Origin of the sequence: Shewanella sp. DW31 (assembly GCF_015767295.1) — a bacterium.
Classification (GTDB): Bacteria; Pseudomonadota; Gammaproteobacteria; order Enterobacterales; family Shewanellaceae; genus Shewanella; species Shewanella oncorhynchi.
Window position 1 is genome coordinate 540351 of the sequence record NZ_JADWMP020000001.1, and the last position, 17744, is coordinate 558094.

Here is a 17744-nt window from a genome sequence, read left to right on the forward strand (position 1 = left end):
CACTTTACCCTGTCAGCGATCCAGCCTAAAGTCGCGACCGCAACCCCGCCTCCTGTATATTATTTGTCTGTTTTCGGAACCGCCCGTGGAAAAAATTGCCTTAACTCAGTCGGCTCAAAAGCCCAGCCTTTTCGTCCCAGTAGCAGGGTTAAGTTTGTTTGCTTTGGCATCAGGCTACTTAATGAGCTTAATCCCACTGTCGCTCACTTTTTTCGAACTCAGCACCTCACTTGCTCCATTACTGGCCAGTATTTTTTATTTAGGTTTATTACTGGGGGCGCCTTGTATTGCTCCTGTTGTTGCCCGTATCGGCCACAGTAAAGCCTTTATCCTTTTTTTGAATATCCTTCTTTGCAGCGTTGTCGCTATGATATTAATCCCTAAAAGTGGAGTCTGGTTAGCCTCTCGACTTATAGCGGGATTTGCGGTTGCAGGGATTTTTGTGGTGGTTGAATCATGGCTATTAATGGCCGATACCCAAAAGCAACGCGCTAAGCGGCTTGGACTTTATATGACAGCGCTTTATGGAGGCACTGCCTTAGGACAATTAGCCATTGATTATTTAGGTACAAAGGGCAATCTACCTTACCTAGTGATCATGGGATTATTAGCCGCGGCAAGTTTACCCGCGCTACTGGTAAAACGCGGTCAACCTCAGGTAAGCGAACAACAATCAATGTCATTGTCTGCGCTAAAAAACTTAAGTCAGCCTGCCATTATGGGATGTTTAGTCTCTGGATTATTGCTTGGCCCTATCTATGGTTTACTTCCCATCTATGTGGCACTGGATATGGGGCTTGATCAGCAAACAGGACAATTTATGGCCCTCATCATAGTGGGTGGCATGCTAGTACAACCTTTAGTCAGTTATTTATCTCCTCGTGTTAATAAAAGTGGCTTGATAGTAAGCTTTTGCCTACTGGGTGTCGCAGCATTATTGCTGCTCACTCAGCATTCAAATATGACACTGATTATTGGATTTCTCTTGCTTGGCGCCAGCGCTTTTGCCCTTTACCCGATTGCAATCAGCTTAGCTTGTGACGACTTGCCTGCTAGCCAAATTGTTTCAGCGACTCAAGTGATGCTGCTGAGCTATTCGGTGGGGTCAGTGATAGGCCCATTAGTGGCCAGCAGTTTTGGCCAAACGGAGTTCGGCTTACTCATGTATTTAGGCATATGCTGTATTCTGAGCAGTATTTACATTTTTGCTCAATTACTTATTAATACAAAGCCAAGTTTTTCCTCGCCTTAACAAGTCCCATAGAATACATTGCACTGCGACTCAATAAGCAGCCACTTAATAAACGACATGCTCATCGAGTGGCTCAAATAGAAAACATCTGCGGTCAAATCAACACAAAACGAACAGCAAGATGATCCACAAAGGTCATAACGTTAAAAATCAGTACGCTTAGTTTTAACATTCAGACAGGGCAGTTGCTTATCCTCCCTAAGTCGCGATAATGCAGCTTACTTAAACACCTGTGCTGACTGTTTTTCCTGAGATTTCACTATGCGCCTCGATAAATTCCTCTGTAAAAGCACAGATCTTGATCGCAAAGCCGCAAGAGTCACCATTCTTAACGGCTCAATCACAGTCAATGGCGCTATCGTGACAGACTGCGCAATGCAAGTGCATGAAAATAATACTGTCAGCCTTAATGGAAAGCCGCTAGCGCCACGCCCATCTCGCTATATCATGTTGCACAAACCTGCTAATACCTTGTGCTCAAATGTGGATGGAGCCTACCCTTCGCTATTTCATCTGCTCGATATCGATCGCGCATTTGACCTGCACATCGTTGGCCGCCTAGATGCTGATACCACAGGCTTAGTGCTACTGACTGATGATGGCCGCTGGTCGTTTAATATTATCTCGCCTCAATATCAGTGCGAAAAAGTCTATCGTGTCCAACTGCGAGATCCACTCGACAGCGAAGCGACTGCAGCCATAGCCGCAAAGTTTGACGCTGGGCTAAATCTACAGGGCGAAACCGCCCTCACTCTGCCAGCAACACTGCAGCAAGTGGATGAAAAAACCGTGCTACTCACGCTCACCGAAGGCAAGTTTCATCAAGTCAAAAGGATGTTTGCCGCCGTGGGCAATAAAGTGGTTGCCCTACACAGGGCGCAAATTGGTGCAGTGACCTTAGATATCGATGTAGGGAAATGGCGCAACTTAACCTTGGCGGAGATAAGCTCCTTCACATCCTAATTGATTAACAAGGCTGAAGCCGACAGGCCGCCTACGTTTATCGACGTTAAAAAAGCAAACAAATACTGATAGGTTTGCAAATCAATCCCATAAAAAATCCCAGTGTTAGCAACAACACTGGGATGTTTATGTGTTTGATACTGCTTAGCGGAATATGAATCGACTAAGAACAGCAATCGTTGCGGCGAACCCAGCTTCTTGGGATCTTCTCAAAAACCACTTTTGCCATGAGTAACGCCAGCACTATGCCAGAGGTTGCCACTAACCATTGGGGTAACATTTGGTGCTCTTCACCAATTTGTGGCATCACCACAAAACCAAAGGTATTAACCAGATAATTGACCAACATACCGGCCACTAAAGCCACGCCAATCACACCGCCAAGGTAGCCCCACAGCGCACGTTTACCTAGCTCTTTAGCCACTATGCCTAAAGTCGCGATATTGGTTGCCGGACCTGCCATCATAAACACGAGTACAGCACCCGGTGACACACCCGCCAATAATAATCCAGCGGCAATCGGTGTCGATGCGGTCGCGCAAATATACATAGGCACAGAAACGAGCACCATCACTAGCATAGCCAGAATGCCATCGCCCCATTTAGCCAAAAAGTCAGCCGGCACATAGGTTTGTACCAGAGCTGCGAAAAATAAGCCCACCAGCAGCCACAGCGTAGTATCACGCACTAAATCCGTTGCCGCATATTTAAGGCCAATTCCGACACGGCTTAATACGGATTGCGATTTAAACTCAGTCGCCATATCTTGAGTAGAGGCACAGCAGCTATCGCCTGCAGTGTTAGCACTCACCTGCTCAGCATCCTTAGCACTGCCACCACAGCAAGCGCCTTTTTTCACCACCACTATTGTTTCTGGCTCTGTGGTTTGGCTGCCACAACATGACCCCACGCTTTCTACTTTAACAGCGTTAACCTTAACCACAGAACCCATAGTTTGAGCAGATCCCATGGTTTGACCGCCAACAGCCATAACACTTGAAGAACCCGCCATTAAGCTCGGCGCCGCCATAGGCGTCATTTTGATCTTCGGCTTTGGCTCGGCTGCAGGTGCATCAACATTGTCATTACCACAGCAGGAAGACTTTACGGGCGTTATCGTAGGCGTAGTCGATGAGCAGCAGCTTTTAACCGCTTCGGCTTTTACCATCTCTGGCTGAGCCACTGATTTTGAGGCGCAGCAAGACGCCTCACCCTCTAATGGCTTATCTGATTGAGTTTCTACCTTAACCACTGACTTGCCATCGTCATCATCACGGCCAACGAGTAAGCCCGCCACAATCGCACTGGTAATCGCTGCTATCGGTCTGACGATCGCCATAAAGGGGCCGAGTAACACGTAGGAAACGGCGATTGAATCGACGCCCGTTTCTGGCGTCGACACTAAAAAGGAAGTCGTTGCTGCTTTAGAGGCACCAGAACGGCGCAGCCCAACTGCTGCGGGAATAACGCCACAAGAACACAAAGGTAAAGGTGCGCCAAGCAGCGCCGCTTTCACTACGGTTTTAAAACCGTGACCACCTAGCTGCTTTTGCATCCACGCCATTGGCACGAATACTTTTAATAGCCCAGCTAAAATCAGGCCCAGTAATAACCAAGGCGCCGATTCTAAAAACAGATCAATAAAATTCTTCAGTAACATAATTAATTCCCTGACTCTTCATAAATGGCTTTGCCGTGATGATTCTGGTGCGCTTGGTACTGATTTACATTATGAGAGTGATGCTCAACGCGTACCCGCTCAGTGCTGGACTCCAACGCCTCTAAAATAGAGCAATGTTCGGCGCTACGTGGCCCACCACAACAGGCATCAGACAAGCTTTGTAAACTCGCTTGAAAATGATTCAGCTCAGCAATTTTGGCCTGTACTTGAGCCAATTTACAATCAACCATGCCTTTTACATCGGCACAGACTCGGTTAGATTTATCGAGTTCAATTGACAGCAATTCACTGATTTCATTGAGGGTAAAACCCACAGCTTTCGCCCGTAAAATAAAGCGTAATCGCGCAGCATCGGCCTCGGTATATACTCGATAGCCAGACTCAGTACGGCTCGACGGCGCGAGTAGGCCGTGCTTCTCGTAGAATCTTAACGTGTCGGCTTTCACCTCACATAAATCCGCCAATTCACCAATACGATACATGTCTTCATCCTTTGCGAAATAGCCCACAACTCAGGGATCATTTCCAGCATACAACTCAATAATGCAAGTATAAACCTTGGAGCCTACTCCAAGGTCAAGAGGTAATTTTAACTTTACTGAAAGCCAACACGGCAATGCCGCTTTGTTCTGATATGAATATTGTGAAATCACGCAGAAAAAACACCCGTAAATCGAGTTTTACGCTAGAATACGCGCGCTGTGACGAAGGGATAAAAAGTTAGCTAATAAAGTAAAAATAGGACCAAGGGACTTTTGGAAAGCAGTACAGCGTTAAGGCTGTTCTGTTTTCCGAAAGATCCTTGAAACTAAAATAACTGGACCCTGTACCCAAATGACTGCTGCAAATAATGCCAGACCCATTCGTCGCGCGCTGTTAAGCGTTTCAGATAAAACCGGAATTCTCGAGTTCGCCAAAGCACTTCACGCCCAAGGTGTGGAACTGTTATCAACTGGCGGCACCGCTCGCTTGTTAGCGGATAACGGCGTGCCTGTTATCGAAGTATCTGATTACACAGGACACCCTGAGATCATGGACGGTCGCGTTAAGACGCTGCACCCTAAAGTGCACGGCGGCATTTTGGCGCGCCGCGGTCTTGATGAAAGCGTGATGGCCGATAACAATATCAATGCCATCGATCTGGTTGCGGTTAACCTTTATCCCTTCGCTGAAACTGTGGCTAAAGCCGGTTGTACCTTAGAAGACGCTATCGAAAATATCGATATTGGTGGCCCAACTATGGTGCGCGCAGCGGCAAAAAACCACAAAGACGTCACCATAGTCGTTAATGCCGCTGATTACTCACGCGTACTGGCAGAAATGACGGCTAACAATGGCAGCACGACCCATGCGACGCGTTTCGATTTAGCGATTGCGGCCTTTGAGCACACTGCGGGTTACGATGGCATGATCGCCAACTACTTCGGTACTATGGTTCCTGCACACAGCACGGACGAATGCTTTGCTGATTCTAAGTTCCCACGCACGTTCAACACCCAATTAGTGAAGAAACAAGACTTACGCTATGGCGAAAACAGCCATCAAGCAGCGGCTTTCTATGTTGACACTAAAATTGATGAAGCTTCTGTGGCTACCGCGATTCAGTTGCAAGGCAAAGCCTTGTCTTACAACAACATTGCCGATACCGATGCCGCTCTTGAGTGTGTAAAAGAATTCTTGGAACCCGCCTGCGTTATCGTTAAACACGCTAACCCCTGTGGTGTGGCCTTAGGTAAAGACTTACTCGATGCCTATAACCGCGCTTATCAAACTGACCCAACCTCAGCCTTCGGTGGCATTATCGCCTTCAACGGCGAATTAGATGCGGCGACGGCGAGTGCGATCGTTGAGCGTCAATTCGTTGAAGTGATTATCGCCCCAAGCGTCAGCCAAGCGGCGCGCGATGTGGTTGCGAAAAAGACCAACGTGCGTTTATTGGAATGTGGTCAGTGGAACACTAAGACCCAAACCTTAGACTACAAACGCGTTAACGGCGGCTTGTTAGTGCAAGACCGCGACCAAGGCATGGTCGGCTTAGAAGACATCAAAGTAGTTTCTAAACGTCAACCGACTGCCAGTGAACTGAAAGACTTAATGTTCTGCTGGAAAGTGGCTAAGTTTGTTAAATCTAATGCCATAGTATATGCCAAAGACGGCATGACTATCGGTGTCGGCGCTGGCCAAATGAGCCGCGTTTACAGCGCTAAAATCGCTGGCATCAAAGCCGCAGATGAAGGGCTAGAAGTGGTGAACTCTGTCATGGCATCCGATGCTTTCTTCCCCTTCCGTGACGGTATCGATGCCGCAGCGGCTGCGGGTATTAGCTGTATCATCCAACCGGGCGGCTCAATGCGCGATGCTGAAATCATCGCTGCTGCGGACGAACACGGCATGGCAATGGTGATGACAGGCATGCGCCACTTCCGTCATTGATAACAACTTAAATCAAACTTGGCCCTAGCGATTAGGGCCTTTTCCTTTGCGATGTGTGGGAGTTTTAACCATGAAAGTGTTAATCATTGGTGGCGGCGGCCGCGAACATGCCCTAGCTTGGAAAGCCGCTCAATCGGCTCAAGTTGATACCGTTTACGTAGCACCCGGCAATGCGGGCACAGCCCTAGAACCTAATGTTGAAAATCTGGCGATCAGCGCCACCGACATCCCTGCTCTGCTCGATTTTGCGAAAACCAATAAGATTGAACTGACCATAGTCGGCCCAGAAGCACCACTCGTTATCGGTGTCGTCGATGCCTTCAACGCCGCAGGTTTAGCGATTTTTGGCCCTACTAAAGCCGCAGCCCAACTCGAAGGTTCAAAAGCCTTCACTAAAGACTTTTTAGCCCGCCACAATATTCCTACGGCGGGTTATAAAAACTGCACTGAAATCAGCGATGCCAAAGCTTTCGTGCGTGAATTAACGGCCACAACGGGTTATCCAGTGGTTATCAAAGCCGACGGTTTAGCCGCCGGAAAAGGCGTGATCATCGCCCAAAACCAAGCCGAAGCCGATGCCGCAATTGATGACATGCTCGCCGGTAACAAGTTTGGCGAAGCGGGTTCACGCGTGGTCATTGAAGAATTCCTTAAAGGCGAAGAAGCCAGCTTCATCGTCATGGTCGATGGCAAAAACATTCTGCCAATGGCCACCAGCCAAGATCATAAAGCCCGTGATAACGGCGACTATGGTCCAAACACGGGTGGTATGGGCGCTTACTCGCCAGCACCTGTGGTGACTCAAGCGGTACACGATTGGACTGTGGCAAACGTGATTCGCCCAACGGTTGATGGCATGGCGGCAGAAGGCAATATCTACACAGGCTTTTTGTATGCTGGCTTGATGATATCACCCGATGGCAGTGCCAAAGTGCTCGAGTACAACTGCCGCTTCGGCGATCCAGAAACTCAGCCAATCATGATGCGGTTAAAGTCTGACTTAGTGGAACTCTGTTTAGCCGCCACCCGTGGCGAACTCGATAAAGTGACCGCTGAATACGACGAGCGCGCAGCCGTGGGTGTGGTATTGGCTGCTGGCGGTTACCCAGATGAGTATCGCAAATTTGATGTGATTGACGGTCTCAGCCTTGGCGATAACAATGGTAAAGTGTTCCATGCGGGCACTGAGATGAAAAACGGCCACGTCGTTACCAACGGCGGTCGCGTATTGTGTGCGACGGCACTGGGTAACACAGTCACCGAAGCGCAAAAAGCCGCCTATAAATTGGTTGATGAAATTCACTGGGATGATGTGTATTTCCGTACCGATATTGGTTATCGCGCAATCGCACGTGAACAGCAAGATTAATTAATATCTCTATTAAAAAACCGGCAAGAAGCCGGTTTTTTTGTGCCTGTTTTTTGACAGATGTCAAATATAACATCATGATTTTCAATAAAATTATGTAATTAATTCTATTGAAAATAGGAGCAACAAGATACAATGTCAACCAAATGTTAAATACACCAAGATCAAGGACTCCCCATGAGTATTAGACTACTTTATGCCTCCATTGCCATACTGCTTAGCGGATGCGGTGGCGGCTCAGAAGATGCTGGCACGACAACACCACCCACTCAGCCGCCAGTCCAACCTCCCGCGCTGGTGCAATACACCGCCAGCAGCCTATCGGTAATAGGTGGCGCACTGAGTCCAAGCAGCCAAAAAGTGGAGTCTGGCAAAAGCGCTATTTTTAGCATTACTGCCGATACCGGCTTTACGCTTGAGGGCATTACTGGCTGTGGTGGCACGCTCAATGTGCTGACTTACACCACTGCGTCCATGACGGCCGATTGCACTATCACGCCGACATTTATCAGTAATGCCGAAAATGCCATTAAATACCAAGACCACAGGCTTGCCAGTGCGAGTGAGTTAATTGATTTCAGCATCGCCGAACTCGCTAATATCGACATCAAACGTAAAGCCCAGATAAATCAGCTATATCAAGGTGTCGGTAGCAGCATCTCTTGGCATCCAACCCATGACTCAATTACCTTTTCGAGCTTTATGCCGGAGAACACTTTTACTGTCTTGCCATCAAATGTCGATGGCAGTGGGGCGAACGCCGTTCGTGGGTTAGTGATGGCGGGCGAGCAACAGGGGCAAAGATATGCGGCCATGGGAGGAAATCTATTTTCCGTCAACACTTCGGCGCAAACCGATACTTTATTGAAAAACCTTTTAGGCTGGCTGACCAAAGGCGCCGATAAAACCGACGGCCTCAGCATAGTGACCGCCCAAATGCCGAGCAAGGCTGACAGTTGGTACTTTCCCCATAATGAAGGGATCCGCACTTGGCTCACAAATAACTACCCCGCAGCCCATAGCATTAATACAGCAAATACCTGTGACTACAGCGAGTTAAGCAACTGTATCAACACACTGAAACCGGATCTGATTATCATTAGTGACATAGACCGTCAGTCACTCGGTTTTGCAGGCATAAAAGCCGCGATCGCTAACGCCAAAGCGGCAGGAATTCCCTTGTTGCTCTCTAACTACTGGCGTAATGAAAGCCCAATACTGTCGCCACTTTACCTTGAGATGGGGCTTTCTACCTCTGGCAATTACTGGTCAAAACTCAATACCAATAACCTCAGTGTGACCGACATTTTGGTCGAAGACACCGCCCTGGCCAAAGTGAATAATTTGCTCGGTAAGCTTAACGAAGGCCGCTTCGACACCTCAGTACTCAACGACTGCGGCGGTAATTACTTGAGCTGTAATGCTGCCGCCTTTGTTGACTCATTCAAAACGGGTGCCGATTGGTATCGAGCCAATGCTGAAACCTTAGATAACCATGCTATCGATGTGTTTACCAAAGCAGACTTCCCCTTGATGAAGGCCGGACTGCTGCTCGCCGATAAGTATCGCAGCGAGATTGACTACCCCATAGCCTACAGCGAATACGCCCAGTGGCAGCAGGCCCTGTTTGCCGATTGGACCGTCAGCTATGCCCGTACCCATAACTTAGCCCAGCCAGATTTAGGTGAATATGTTACCGACAGAGCCAACCTCAGCAAGGGCAGCAATGCGCACTACGCTTATCCTGCGACTGTCACAGAACATAAAACCATTAGCGTGCCCTATGCAGGCCAATGGACGACCACGGGCTGGTATGCGCTGCCAGGACAAACCATCAGACTCACTCGTCTCGATAGCAGCGCTACAAATGTGGAGATCAAACTCAACTACCACAGACGTAATACTAACCGTGCCTATGAGCAGAAAATCTACCGCGGTCCATTGGAGTTGGCGCAGCAACGCCTGCGCTTAGCTCAAGGACAAAGTCTCGAATTTTCTTCCCCCTACGGTGGGCCGATTTATCTGTATATCAGTGGTGATACTTCGAGTGCTGATAGCGGCGCGTTAAGTGTCGAAGTCAGCGCTGAGCATGTGGCTAAACATCCGACCATTATGGATTTTTCAAACCCTGCAGAAATAGCAGCCTTTAACGATCGCATCCAAAATACCGAATTACCCCATGTGGACTTGCGTACCGATGGTGCCGAGCAGCATCTGCGTCGCGACCGCTTTTTAAACGCCATCGGCGGGGATGTGCCCGATGTAAACGCGCTACTCAAAAGTATTGTCGATGACCATATCAACAGCGTTTACACCCTTGCGGGACTTAAGATCCAAGGCAAGAGCTTAAGTGAATCCTTACCCGCCGATGTGCTAGCGGCTTGCAAAGGACTGTTTGGCGACGACTGTATCGATAATAGTCTGCATACCCGCACTATCATTCAACACGCGAATTATGACCAAAATGCCCAGTGCGGTGGAGGTTGTAGCGGTAATCCTTGGGACGCAGCATGGAATATCGACCCAACGGGTTGGGGTGATAACCATGAGTTAGGCCACAATCTGCAAACTAACCGTCTCAATGTGCAATATGCTGCGGCAAGTGATAATGAAAACTGGGCAGGTTATGGCAGCCGCGCAGGGGAAAACTCCAACAATATCTTCCCCTATGTGGTGAAGTGGAAAACCCATTATCTGCGCGAAGGCAATACAGGCACAGTGACCGATGGTCACATGAACCACAAGGATCTCTTTTATGTGTTTATGTCCGATGCCGCAGGTACAACAGACACCAGTGGTAAACGCCTAGTGTTTGGCGCCAATTGTAAGGTGCTCGATGCTGGTGAAGACAGATACACTGCGCCTTGGGCCAGCAATGCTTATGCAGTGCATAACGGTTATCGCATGGCGTTTTACATCCAAATGGCGCTTAAGGCTCACGGCATGACGCTCAGTGACGGCACCACTCTGAACAATGGCTTTAATCTCTTTACCTTGCTGTATCAACACAGTCGTATTTTCGGTAAATATGCGAATAACGCCAGTGATTGGGAAGCGAATCGTAGCAAACTGGGCTTTGGCCAATTTTCGTTTGAAGGCAATAGTGTCTACGGTGGCAAAACGGTGAAAGATATTCCGGGCAACGACTTTATGCTGGTGTCTTTGAGTAAACTCACAGGCAAAGATTGGCGCAGCCATTTCGATATGTTAGGCCTACACTACTCAAGCCTTGCTGCCGCGCAAACAGCCGCCAATGCCACATCAGGGGCTATCTCCATGGGCATGTATGAGTTAGAAACCGACTTGCCACCCGCCAATATGAGCCAAGGTTTGACCTTTGTGCCCCTGTCACTCACTGATGGCACTACACAGTGGAAAGGCGTGGGTTCGCCAACCCAGTGCACCAAACCATAAGTGTGCTAAACCTTAATCTCGCTAAGATCATAAACCTCGCTCTGGCGGGGTTTATGTTTGCCTGAAAATGTGATGTAAAGCACATACCTAGGTTCAGATGACGTGCACCATCTAGCTTCTTATATTTTTAACAATCATGAAATTAATGGGGTAAATATATGGGTTATTCGATAAAAGATCTTATTTATCAAGGTGAAAAATCAGGCGTGCATAACTGGCAAACCCTAGAAGGAGCCAGCTTTTACTGGCATCCAGATTGGTTTCATATTGCAGAGGATATGACGGGCCATAACGCGACTGTGACTATCGATATCGATGGGGACAAAGCGACTCAAAGTGAAGCTGAACAATCCATCATTAAGCATCTCAATAAGAGTGGCAAATAGCTTGTAGTGGCAAAGACTTTAGTGCCCGGAGGCGATCGCCCTGCGGGCAATTTTGTCGATTAAGCCTGGTGCGATCAGCTTAAGCCAACGCCCCAAACGACCGCGAAGTGAAGTAATCAGTTGACGGCCTCGAGTTGCAATCACTGGCAACATCATATTAGCGCATTGCTCAGCCGTCAGTATCTTAGCTTCCTGCATCGGAGATTTACCTAAAGGATTACCTGCACCATCGAGGGCACGTTTGTGAATTTGTGACACTACAAAATCGGGGCAAATAACAGTTACGGCCACATTATCATCCACTAATTCAATCCGCAAAGAATCGAAAAAACCAATCACAGCATGTTTAGAAGCGGCATAACCGCTGCGAGTAGGAACGCCCGTTAATCCAGCGACTGACGCCACAACCACCACTTGGCCTTTACTGGCTTTCAAGTGCGGTAACGCGGCATGGGTTAAATACGCAGGACCAAGATAATTCACCCGCATTATGTCTTCAAGCACCGAGAGCTGAGTCAGTTCATCAAAACGTGACCACATAGTCATGCCAGCATTGTTAATCAAAATATCGAGATGGCCATAATGCGCAACAGCAGCTTCAACTAAGGCTTCACACTGTTCTGGGCTGGAGACATCGGCGGCAAATACAAAAGGAGGCGGACCATAATTAGCGATTTCTAAAGCGAGTGAGGCGAGACGTGTTTCATTACGCGCACTGAGCACTAGTTGGCAGCCCATTCGCGCCATTGCCACTGCGAGCGCCCGACCAATACCTTCTGAGGCACCCGTGATGATCACGACCTTGCCAGTGAGTCCATCCATAGTCATTCCTTTGTTATCGCTATGTTAATTACGCCTTTTGCTAAATTGGCATAATCACGCTAAAAGCGCAATCCTTCACGCGCGTTGTGCAAGCCTCATCTCATATTGCTCACGATAATTAGCTAAGGGTTGCGGGCGCCCTATCGCATAACCTTGCGCATAATTAATGCCTATGCTCAACAACCTGTCAATAATATCCTGATTCTCAACAAATTCAGCAACAGTCTCGATTCCCATAACCCGACAAACATCCTGAATCGATTTAACGATGGCGTAGTCTTTAGCATTCACGGCGAGATTCTTAATAAAACAGCCGTCGATTTTGACATAATCCACCGGCAGCTCACGCAGATAGCCATAAGAGGCAAAACCACTGCCAAAATCATCCAGTGCAAATGAGAAACCGAGTTTACGTAACTGCTTCAACATTTCCATACCACGATTGCGATTTTGGATCGCGGTGGTTTCAGTAATTTCAAAACAAATACATTGGCTTGGAATATCAAAAATGTGTTGCTGCTGGGCGATATATTCCACCATTCCTTCGGCGCCTAAACTATTGCCTGAAAGGTTGATCGAAATACAATGATCAGGCCAAAGCACGGGGTTCAAAGACAACCATAAAAAAGCTTTGCGGATGACTTCTTTATCGATATCTGGCATCAACTTAAAACGTTCAGCGGCGGCTATAAACTGCGCAGGCGCCAAAATGCGGCCACAGGGCTCTTGAATTCGTAACAGGATCTCCATTCGTTGTCGCTGCGGACCACTGCCTAGCCCGCGGATCGGTTGGTAATAAAGGATCAACTCGTTTTCTTCAATCGCTTGCGCGATACGTACCGCCCACTTAGGCGCATTTCTTTGGTAGGTGAGTTCTTTATCTTTATCATCGTAAAAATGAATTTGATTAGCCCCCTTAGCTTTAGCGGCAATGCAGGCAATGTCCGCGTCTTTCAATAATTCTTGCGCATCGATATAGGGGGCTCGGCCAAAGGCGACACCTATGCTGAGACCAACTTTATAATTACAGTTTTTATCGTTCAACACTTGCATGGAGACTTGCGCGATCATTTGCTTCAGTAATTGCGCCACAGATAAGGCACTGCGATTACAAATCACTAACCCAAACTCATCGCCCCCAAGGCGCGCCAATAGCTCCTGTGGCCCAAGACAAGCCTGCATTGCCTTAGCCACCATAGCAAGCATACGATCGCCTGCAGTATGGCCACAGCTGTCGTTAATCAACTTGAATTGCTCCAAATCGAGGTAACAAACGGCGATGGTTTTAGCTGAGGCGGCAAATTGGGGTAACTGCTCATCAAATGCCTGACGGTTTAGCAGCCCTGTAATGCTATCGAAATTTGCCCTTTTTTGTAGCTGGTGTTTAAGCAACTCTTCTTGAGTGATATCCCGCAATACCACGACAGTACCAACAATTTCTTTATCGTGATTGCGCAGATTGCTAATACTGCGCTCCATAATCCGAGGCGAAGCAGTTAATAGCTTGATTTTCTCGACCTGCGGCGCTGATTCTTCGAGACGAATGCAGGTAAAAACCGCCTGGTTCAACTGCTCCCCAGCCTTTAACAGACTCGCAAGGCTCTGACCTATGGCATAGCAACTAGCAACATCGAGAAGCAACTCGGCCCGCGGATTCATATAAATCACGTTGGCATCGACATCGGTCAAAATCACCGCTTCAGCAATGGATTCTAAGGTGATTTTCGCGCGTTCTTTTTGCTGATAAATTCTTGCCAGCAAGCTATTAACACGGCTGGCGAGCACTTCTAATTCTTCATTACCATCGCTTGTAACGGGTTGATATACACTGGACATAGGATCGACCAGCGCCAATTGATGCATCAGATTTTTAAAGGGTTTGAGTAAGCCTGAACGCAGCCAAATATAACCAAGACCAACAATAAACACACCAAAGAGAATAAATCCGAGCGATACCCAATCGAGTTGAAATTTAACCTCCCTAAAGGGACCATCGGAAAACAGTACTTGCAGGTAGACAGGCTTATCTTTTAACAGGCTTGGAATGTTAATCGCGTCACTGTGCACACCATCAACTGTTGGCGTAACGTCGCGAGAATGACTCATACTCACCTTAGTCACCAATAAGGCTTGAGCATATTCCAGCAAGTCTTTATCAGTCAGTTGGCGTACCAGCAGCACAGATTCATTGGGCGCAGAAGCCACGGAAGTAACGACATAAGCATACTTGCCCATCAAATAAGCGCCAGCAACACTGGGCTTATCGGCACTGACAATAGCACTGGCGATTTCTCGTAACTTATCATTCTCAAAGGGACGTTCATTGGGGAAAAAAGGGTGCAATTCACCCTGTCGTAGAATATACCAACTCAGATTGGCTGACATTGAGCTATCGCGCCACGAGGATTCAAGCTTTTTAAGTTGGTCTTCATCTAATTGAGACAAAGGTAAGGCATAGATATTAGTGAGAAAGGTTAAGCGATCGACATCAATTTGAAACTGCTGCTGGATATTGGCAAGCTCACGGTTAGCACTATCTTGACGTAATAGCTCGACACGATGGTCGTACCAATAACCAAGACAATAGGAGACAATTACCACCGCAGGGAGACAAAAGCCCGCAATAAATACCATTATTTTCTTGCCAATGTGCATCTCTTACCACGGCTTGTTATGACTAAATTGATTGACGGCCTTGCATAATCCTTCACTGCGCCATGCAACATATCTCATTTGCGAATAGTATTAAACATCACTTCGCTTTAGTCGTTGCTAAAGTAGACATTTTCATGCAATTAAATCAATTTTATACCTTTGATTTAAATTAAAATTTATAAATTAAATGATTATAAGTTTTACTTTTTTATCAAAAAAATTCACACATAATCAGTATGTGAATATAGGGAATTCAAGTCGTTGTTTAAAATTAAGCTAGCAGACGATAGAAACCACCGCATACGCTAATCCATAAAGATACCTTCGCCAGAAGCTCCAACGCTATCAAATTCAAATGTCGGATATAAAACAGGCCCGCAAGCGGGCCTGTTTCGCAAACCAAAAATTATTTATGGTATTGCTTTGATTGCGCATGAACCGCCTTGATAAAGGCGCCAGCATGTTCTGGATCGACATGCTGATGAATACCATGGCCTAAGTTAAATACATGGCCAGTACCTTCACCATAACCCGCTAAAATATGACCAACTTCCTCTTCGATACGTGGAATTGGCGCATACAACATAGATGGGTCCATGTTGCCTTGCAATGCCACTTTATGGCCTACACGACGACGGGCATCGGCAATGTCTACCGTCCAATCCAAACCTAGTGCATCACAGCCAGTTTCTGCCATCGCTTCTAGCCACAAACCACCGCCTTTAGTAAACAGCGTCACTGGCACTTTACGGCCATCGGCAAAGCGTGTCAGACCATCAATAATCTTCTGCATATAACGCAAAGAGAACTCACGGTATGCTGAGTGCGATAACGCACCGCCCCATGAGTCAAATATCATCAAAGATTGCGCACCGTTAGCAACTTGAGCATTCAGGTATAAGATCACTGAATCGGCTAATTTATCTAACAGCATGTGTAATGCTATTGGCTCAGCGTAAGCCATCTTCTTAATTTTTTCGAAGGTTTTGCTCGAACCACCTTCAACCATGTAAGTCGCTAAGGTCCAAGGTGAACCAGAAAAGCCAATTAACGGCACTGCACCATTCAGTTCACGGCGAATAGTGCTAACGGCTTTCATCACATAACCCAGCTCATCTTCTGGATCTGGAATTGAGAGCTTTTTGATCGCATCGATAGTGTCTGTTGGGCGTTCGAAACGTGGGCCTTCACCCGCCTCAAAATACAAACCTAAACCCATAGCATCGGGCACAGTTAGGATATCGGAAAACAAAATCGCCGCATCGAGATCATAACGACGTAAAGGTTGCAGCGTGACTTCACAGGCAAGCTCATGATTTTTACACAAAGACATGAAGTCACCCGCTTGAGCGCGAGTGGCTTTATATTCAGGAAGATAACGGCCAGCTTGACGCATCATCCACACAGGGGTCACATCGACAGGCTCTTTTAGTAGGGCGCGTAAATAACGATCATTCTTTAATTCTGCCATTGGGCTTGGTTCCTAGTCTTATTGAGATCCGCTGGGTCGGTAGTTTAGCATTTACGCGAATAATGTAACCTTTATGTGCAAATTTATGTGAGCTATTCCCCATCATTGGCGTCGATTTGACCGCATAAACCGGAAAATGTTATCCAGCTAACATACTGCTCATTTATTCGTAACGAAGTCACACTCAGACAGAAAAAAGTTGCGCCGGTTCCCCGCCTTTGGTATAAAAAGTCTGCGCTAGCAAGAACAATCAAGAAGCTCGTCGCATCGAGCCTGCTATAAACTTTACTCGCCCAACGATAGGTTTCTATCGTTGGGCTTTTTATTTGCATTTTTCGATACGAAACAGCTGGTTTGTCCATTTCGTCATTCTCGCAAATTCGCATGAAAAGAGTTGATCGATTAGCAACTTGTCCCTACATTAGAGTTATGTGCTGGCACTTAAATGGAATGCATCATGCTGAGAGAACTCGAAAAAGCAGAACAGAAGTGGGGCGGTTCAAATAAGCTTATTGATCAATGGCTAAAAAACCGTCGAAAACTGTTAGTGCATTACTGCCAAATTGCAGGGCTTCCTCCTTACGGTAAATCAGAAAAATCGCTTCCCTCGTTCGAACATGTTAAATCTTTCTGTGACTTATTAGTTGACTATGTCTCCGAAGGACATTTCGAGGTCTATGATAAAGTCGTTAATGCCTGCAGTGAATATGGCGAATCAAGCAAAACGCTCGCACAGCAAGTACTGCCCAAAATCACGCCAACCACGAATGCAGCATTAGATTTCAACGATAAATATGCGGAAACACAAGACGATTTCGTATTATATCAACTCGATAAAGACTTATCTGAGCTCGCCCATAACATGGAAACGCGCTTCGAACTCGAAGATGAACTACTTGAAGTTCTCCATCGCAAACATTCTGAGCACAACCAGTAGTCCTCCTTCATAAGCGCACCTTGCGGCATCTGTGCGCTTATCTATCTTTTCCCCTCAATCGTTTTGAAAAATGAAGTAGCATCTTTGGGCTACTACAGAAACACGTCCTAGTGCCATTAGACAGCAACCGTTTGAATCAAATTGAATCCGATAAAGCAGACGTAGTCATGGCCGAGGCAGCACACATTGGCAAATCGTTGTTTCAATAGGTATGGCGATATTGTTATGTAATGCTCGATAGCCTGAATGCATTGAGGAGCTACAGAGGATGACTCAGTTGTGCTCTGAAGAATCCCCTGATGATTTACATATAAATCATTAGATTGGAGTGAACTTGCACCTTGAAGTGTGATCTGATGGA

At 47.1% G+C, this 17744-nt stretch carries 13 protein-coding genes; 7 read left to right on the forward strand and 6 right to left on the reverse strand.

The genetic code is table 11. From position 1 onward, the window contains the following. Positions 1-85 precede the first annotated feature (85 nt). Together GWI56_RS02315 and GWI56_RS02320 are read left to right on the forward strand one after the other, a co-directional pair. Entirely contained in the window at positions 86-1252 is a 1167-nt protein-coding gene (locus tag GWI56_RS02315; protein WP_198572014.1) for an MFS transporter, read from the forward strand. A 261-nt stretch (positions 1253-1513) separates the two neighbouring features. Continuing rightward, on the forward strand, positions 1514-2215 hold the full coding sequence (locus GWI56_RS02320; protein ID WP_198572015.1) for a pseudouridine synthase: 702 nt from the start codon (positions 1514-1516) through the stop codon (positions 2213-2215). 163 nt (positions 2216-2378) lie between these two features. On the opposite strand, the gene GWI56_RS02325 is transcribed toward GWI56_RS02320, so the two are convergent. Together GWI56_RS02325 and zntR are read right to left on the reverse strand one after the other, a co-directional pair. Then, positions 2379-3875 carry an SO_0444 family Cu/Zn efflux transporter gene (locus tag GWI56_RS02325; RefSeq protein ID WP_198572016.1) on the reverse strand — a complete coding sequence of 499 codons (1497 nt, stop codon included), beginning with the start codon at positions 3873-3875 and terminating at the stop codon, positions 2379-2381. Positions 3876-3877: 2 nt separating this feature from the next. Continuing rightward, a complete protein-coding gene (gene zntR / locus GWI56_RS02330) occupies positions 3878-4378 on the reverse strand; it encodes a Zn(2+)-responsive transcriptional regulator (RefSeq protein WP_131524203.1) in 501 nt (166 codons plus the stop codon). 352 nt (positions 4379-4730) lie between these two features. Between zntR and purH the strand changes: the two genes are divergently transcribed. From purH to GWI56_RS02350, 4 genes are all read left to right on the forward strand, one after another. Next, positions 4731-6329 (forward strand): bifunctional phosphoribosylaminoimidazolecarboxamide formyltransferase/IMP cyclohydrolase, encoded by a 1599-nt coding sequence (gene purH / locus GWI56_RS02335; protein ID WP_012090362.1) that lies wholly within the window; start codon positions 4731-4733, stop codon positions 6327-6329. Between the two features lie 70 nt (positions 6330-6399). Continuing rightward, a complete protein-coding gene (gene purD, locus GWI56_RS02340) occupies positions 6400-7698 on the forward strand; it encodes a phosphoribosylamine--glycine ligase (RefSeq protein ID WP_198572017.1) in 1299 nt (432 codons plus the stop codon). A gap of 177 nt (positions 7699-7875) precedes the next feature. Then, on the forward strand, positions 7876-11112 hold the full coding sequence (locus GWI56_RS02345; protein WP_198572018.1) for an ImpA family metalloprotease: 3237 nt from the start codon (positions 7876-7878) through the stop codon (positions 11110-11112). A 158-nt stretch (positions 11113-11270) separates the two neighbouring features. Further along, a complete protein-coding gene (locus GWI56_RS02350) occupies positions 11271-11498 on the forward strand; it encodes a hypothetical protein (protein ID WP_105250390.1) in 228 nt (75 codons plus the stop codon). 18 nt (positions 11499-11516) lie between these two features. Here GWI56_RS02350 and GWI56_RS02355 read toward each other — a convergent pair whose 3' ends face one another. The 3 genes from GWI56_RS02355 to hemE all read right to left on the reverse strand — a co-directional run bounded on the left by GWI56_RS02355 (position 11517) and on the right by hemE (position 16446). Next, complete coding sequence (locus GWI56_RS02355) at positions 11517-12320, reverse strand: SDR family oxidoreductase (RefSeq protein WP_113941707.1); 804 nt, start codon at positions 12318-12320, stop codon at positions 11517-11519. A 75-nt stretch (positions 12321-12395) separates the two neighbouring features. After that, a complete protein-coding gene (locus tag GWI56_RS02360; RefSeq protein WP_198572019.1) occupies positions 12396-14975 on the reverse strand; it encodes an EAL domain-containing protein in 2580 nt (859 codons plus the stop codon). A gap of 406 nt (positions 14976-15381) precedes the next feature. Next, positions 15382-16446 carry a uroporphyrinogen decarboxylase gene (gene hemE / locus GWI56_RS02365; protein ID WP_198572020.1) on the reverse strand — a complete coding sequence of 355 codons (1065 nt, stop codon included), beginning with the start codon at positions 16444-16446 and terminating at the stop codon, positions 15382-15384. 457 nt (positions 16447-16903) lie between these two features. On the opposite strand from hemE, the gene rsd reads away from it, so the two are divergent. Continuing rightward, a complete protein-coding gene (gene rsd, locus GWI56_RS02370; protein WP_105250394.1) occupies positions 16904-17383 on the forward strand; it encodes a sigma D regulator in 480 nt (159 codons plus the stop codon). 116 nt (positions 17384-17499) lie between these two features. On the opposite strand, the gene GWI56_RS21630 is transcribed toward rsd, so the two are convergent. Next, on the reverse strand, positions 17500-17744 hold a 245-nt coding region (locus GWI56_RS21630), incomplete at its 5' end, for a hypothetical protein (protein ID WP_206765942.1).

Excerpts from the sequence above, each read along its gene's own strand:
- GWI56_RS02355 (WP_113941707.1), bottom strand. The coding sequence starts at position 12,320 with ATGGATGGACTCACTGGCAAGGTCGTGATCATCACGGGTGCCTCAGAA.
- GWI56_RS02360 (WP_198572019.1), bottom strand. The coding sequence starts at position 14,975 with ATGCACATTGGCAAGAAAATAATGGTATTTATTGCGGGCTTTTGTCTC.
- purD (WP_198572017.1), top strand. The coding sequence starts at position 6,400 with ATGAAAGTGTTAATCATTGGTGGCGGCGGCCGCGAACATGCCCTAGCT.
- rsd (WP_105250394.1), top strand. The coding sequence starts at position 16,904 with ATGCTGAGAGAACTCGAAAAAGCAGAACAGAAGTGGGGCGGTTCAAAT.
- GWI56_RS02325 (WP_198572016.1), bottom strand. The coding sequence starts at position 3,875 with ATGTTACTGAAGAATTTTATTGATCTGTTTTTAGAATCGGCGCCTTGG.
- GWI56_RS02345 (WP_198572018.1), top strand. The coding sequence starts at position 7,876 with ATGAGTATTAGACTACTTTATGCCTCCATTGCCATACTGCTTAGCGGA.
- hemE (WP_198572020.1), bottom strand. The coding sequence starts at position 16,446 with ATGGCAGAATTAAAGAATGATCGTTATTTACGCGCCCTACTAAAAGAG.
- GWI56_RS02350 (WP_105250390.1), top strand. The coding sequence starts at position 11,271 with ATGGGTTATTCGATAAAAGATCTTATTTATCAAGGTGAAAAATCAGGC.
- purH (WP_012090362.1), top strand. The coding sequence starts at position 4,731 with ATGACTGCTGCAAATAATGCCAGACCCATTCGTCGCGCGCTGTTAAGC.
- GWI56_RS02320 (WP_198572015.1), top strand. The coding sequence starts at position 1,514 with ATGCGCCTCGATAAATTCCTCTGTAAAAGCACAGATCTTGATCGCAAA.
- zntR (WP_131524203.1), bottom strand. The coding sequence starts at position 4,378 with ATGTATCGTATTGGTGAATTGGCGGATTTATGTGAGGTGAAAGCCGAC.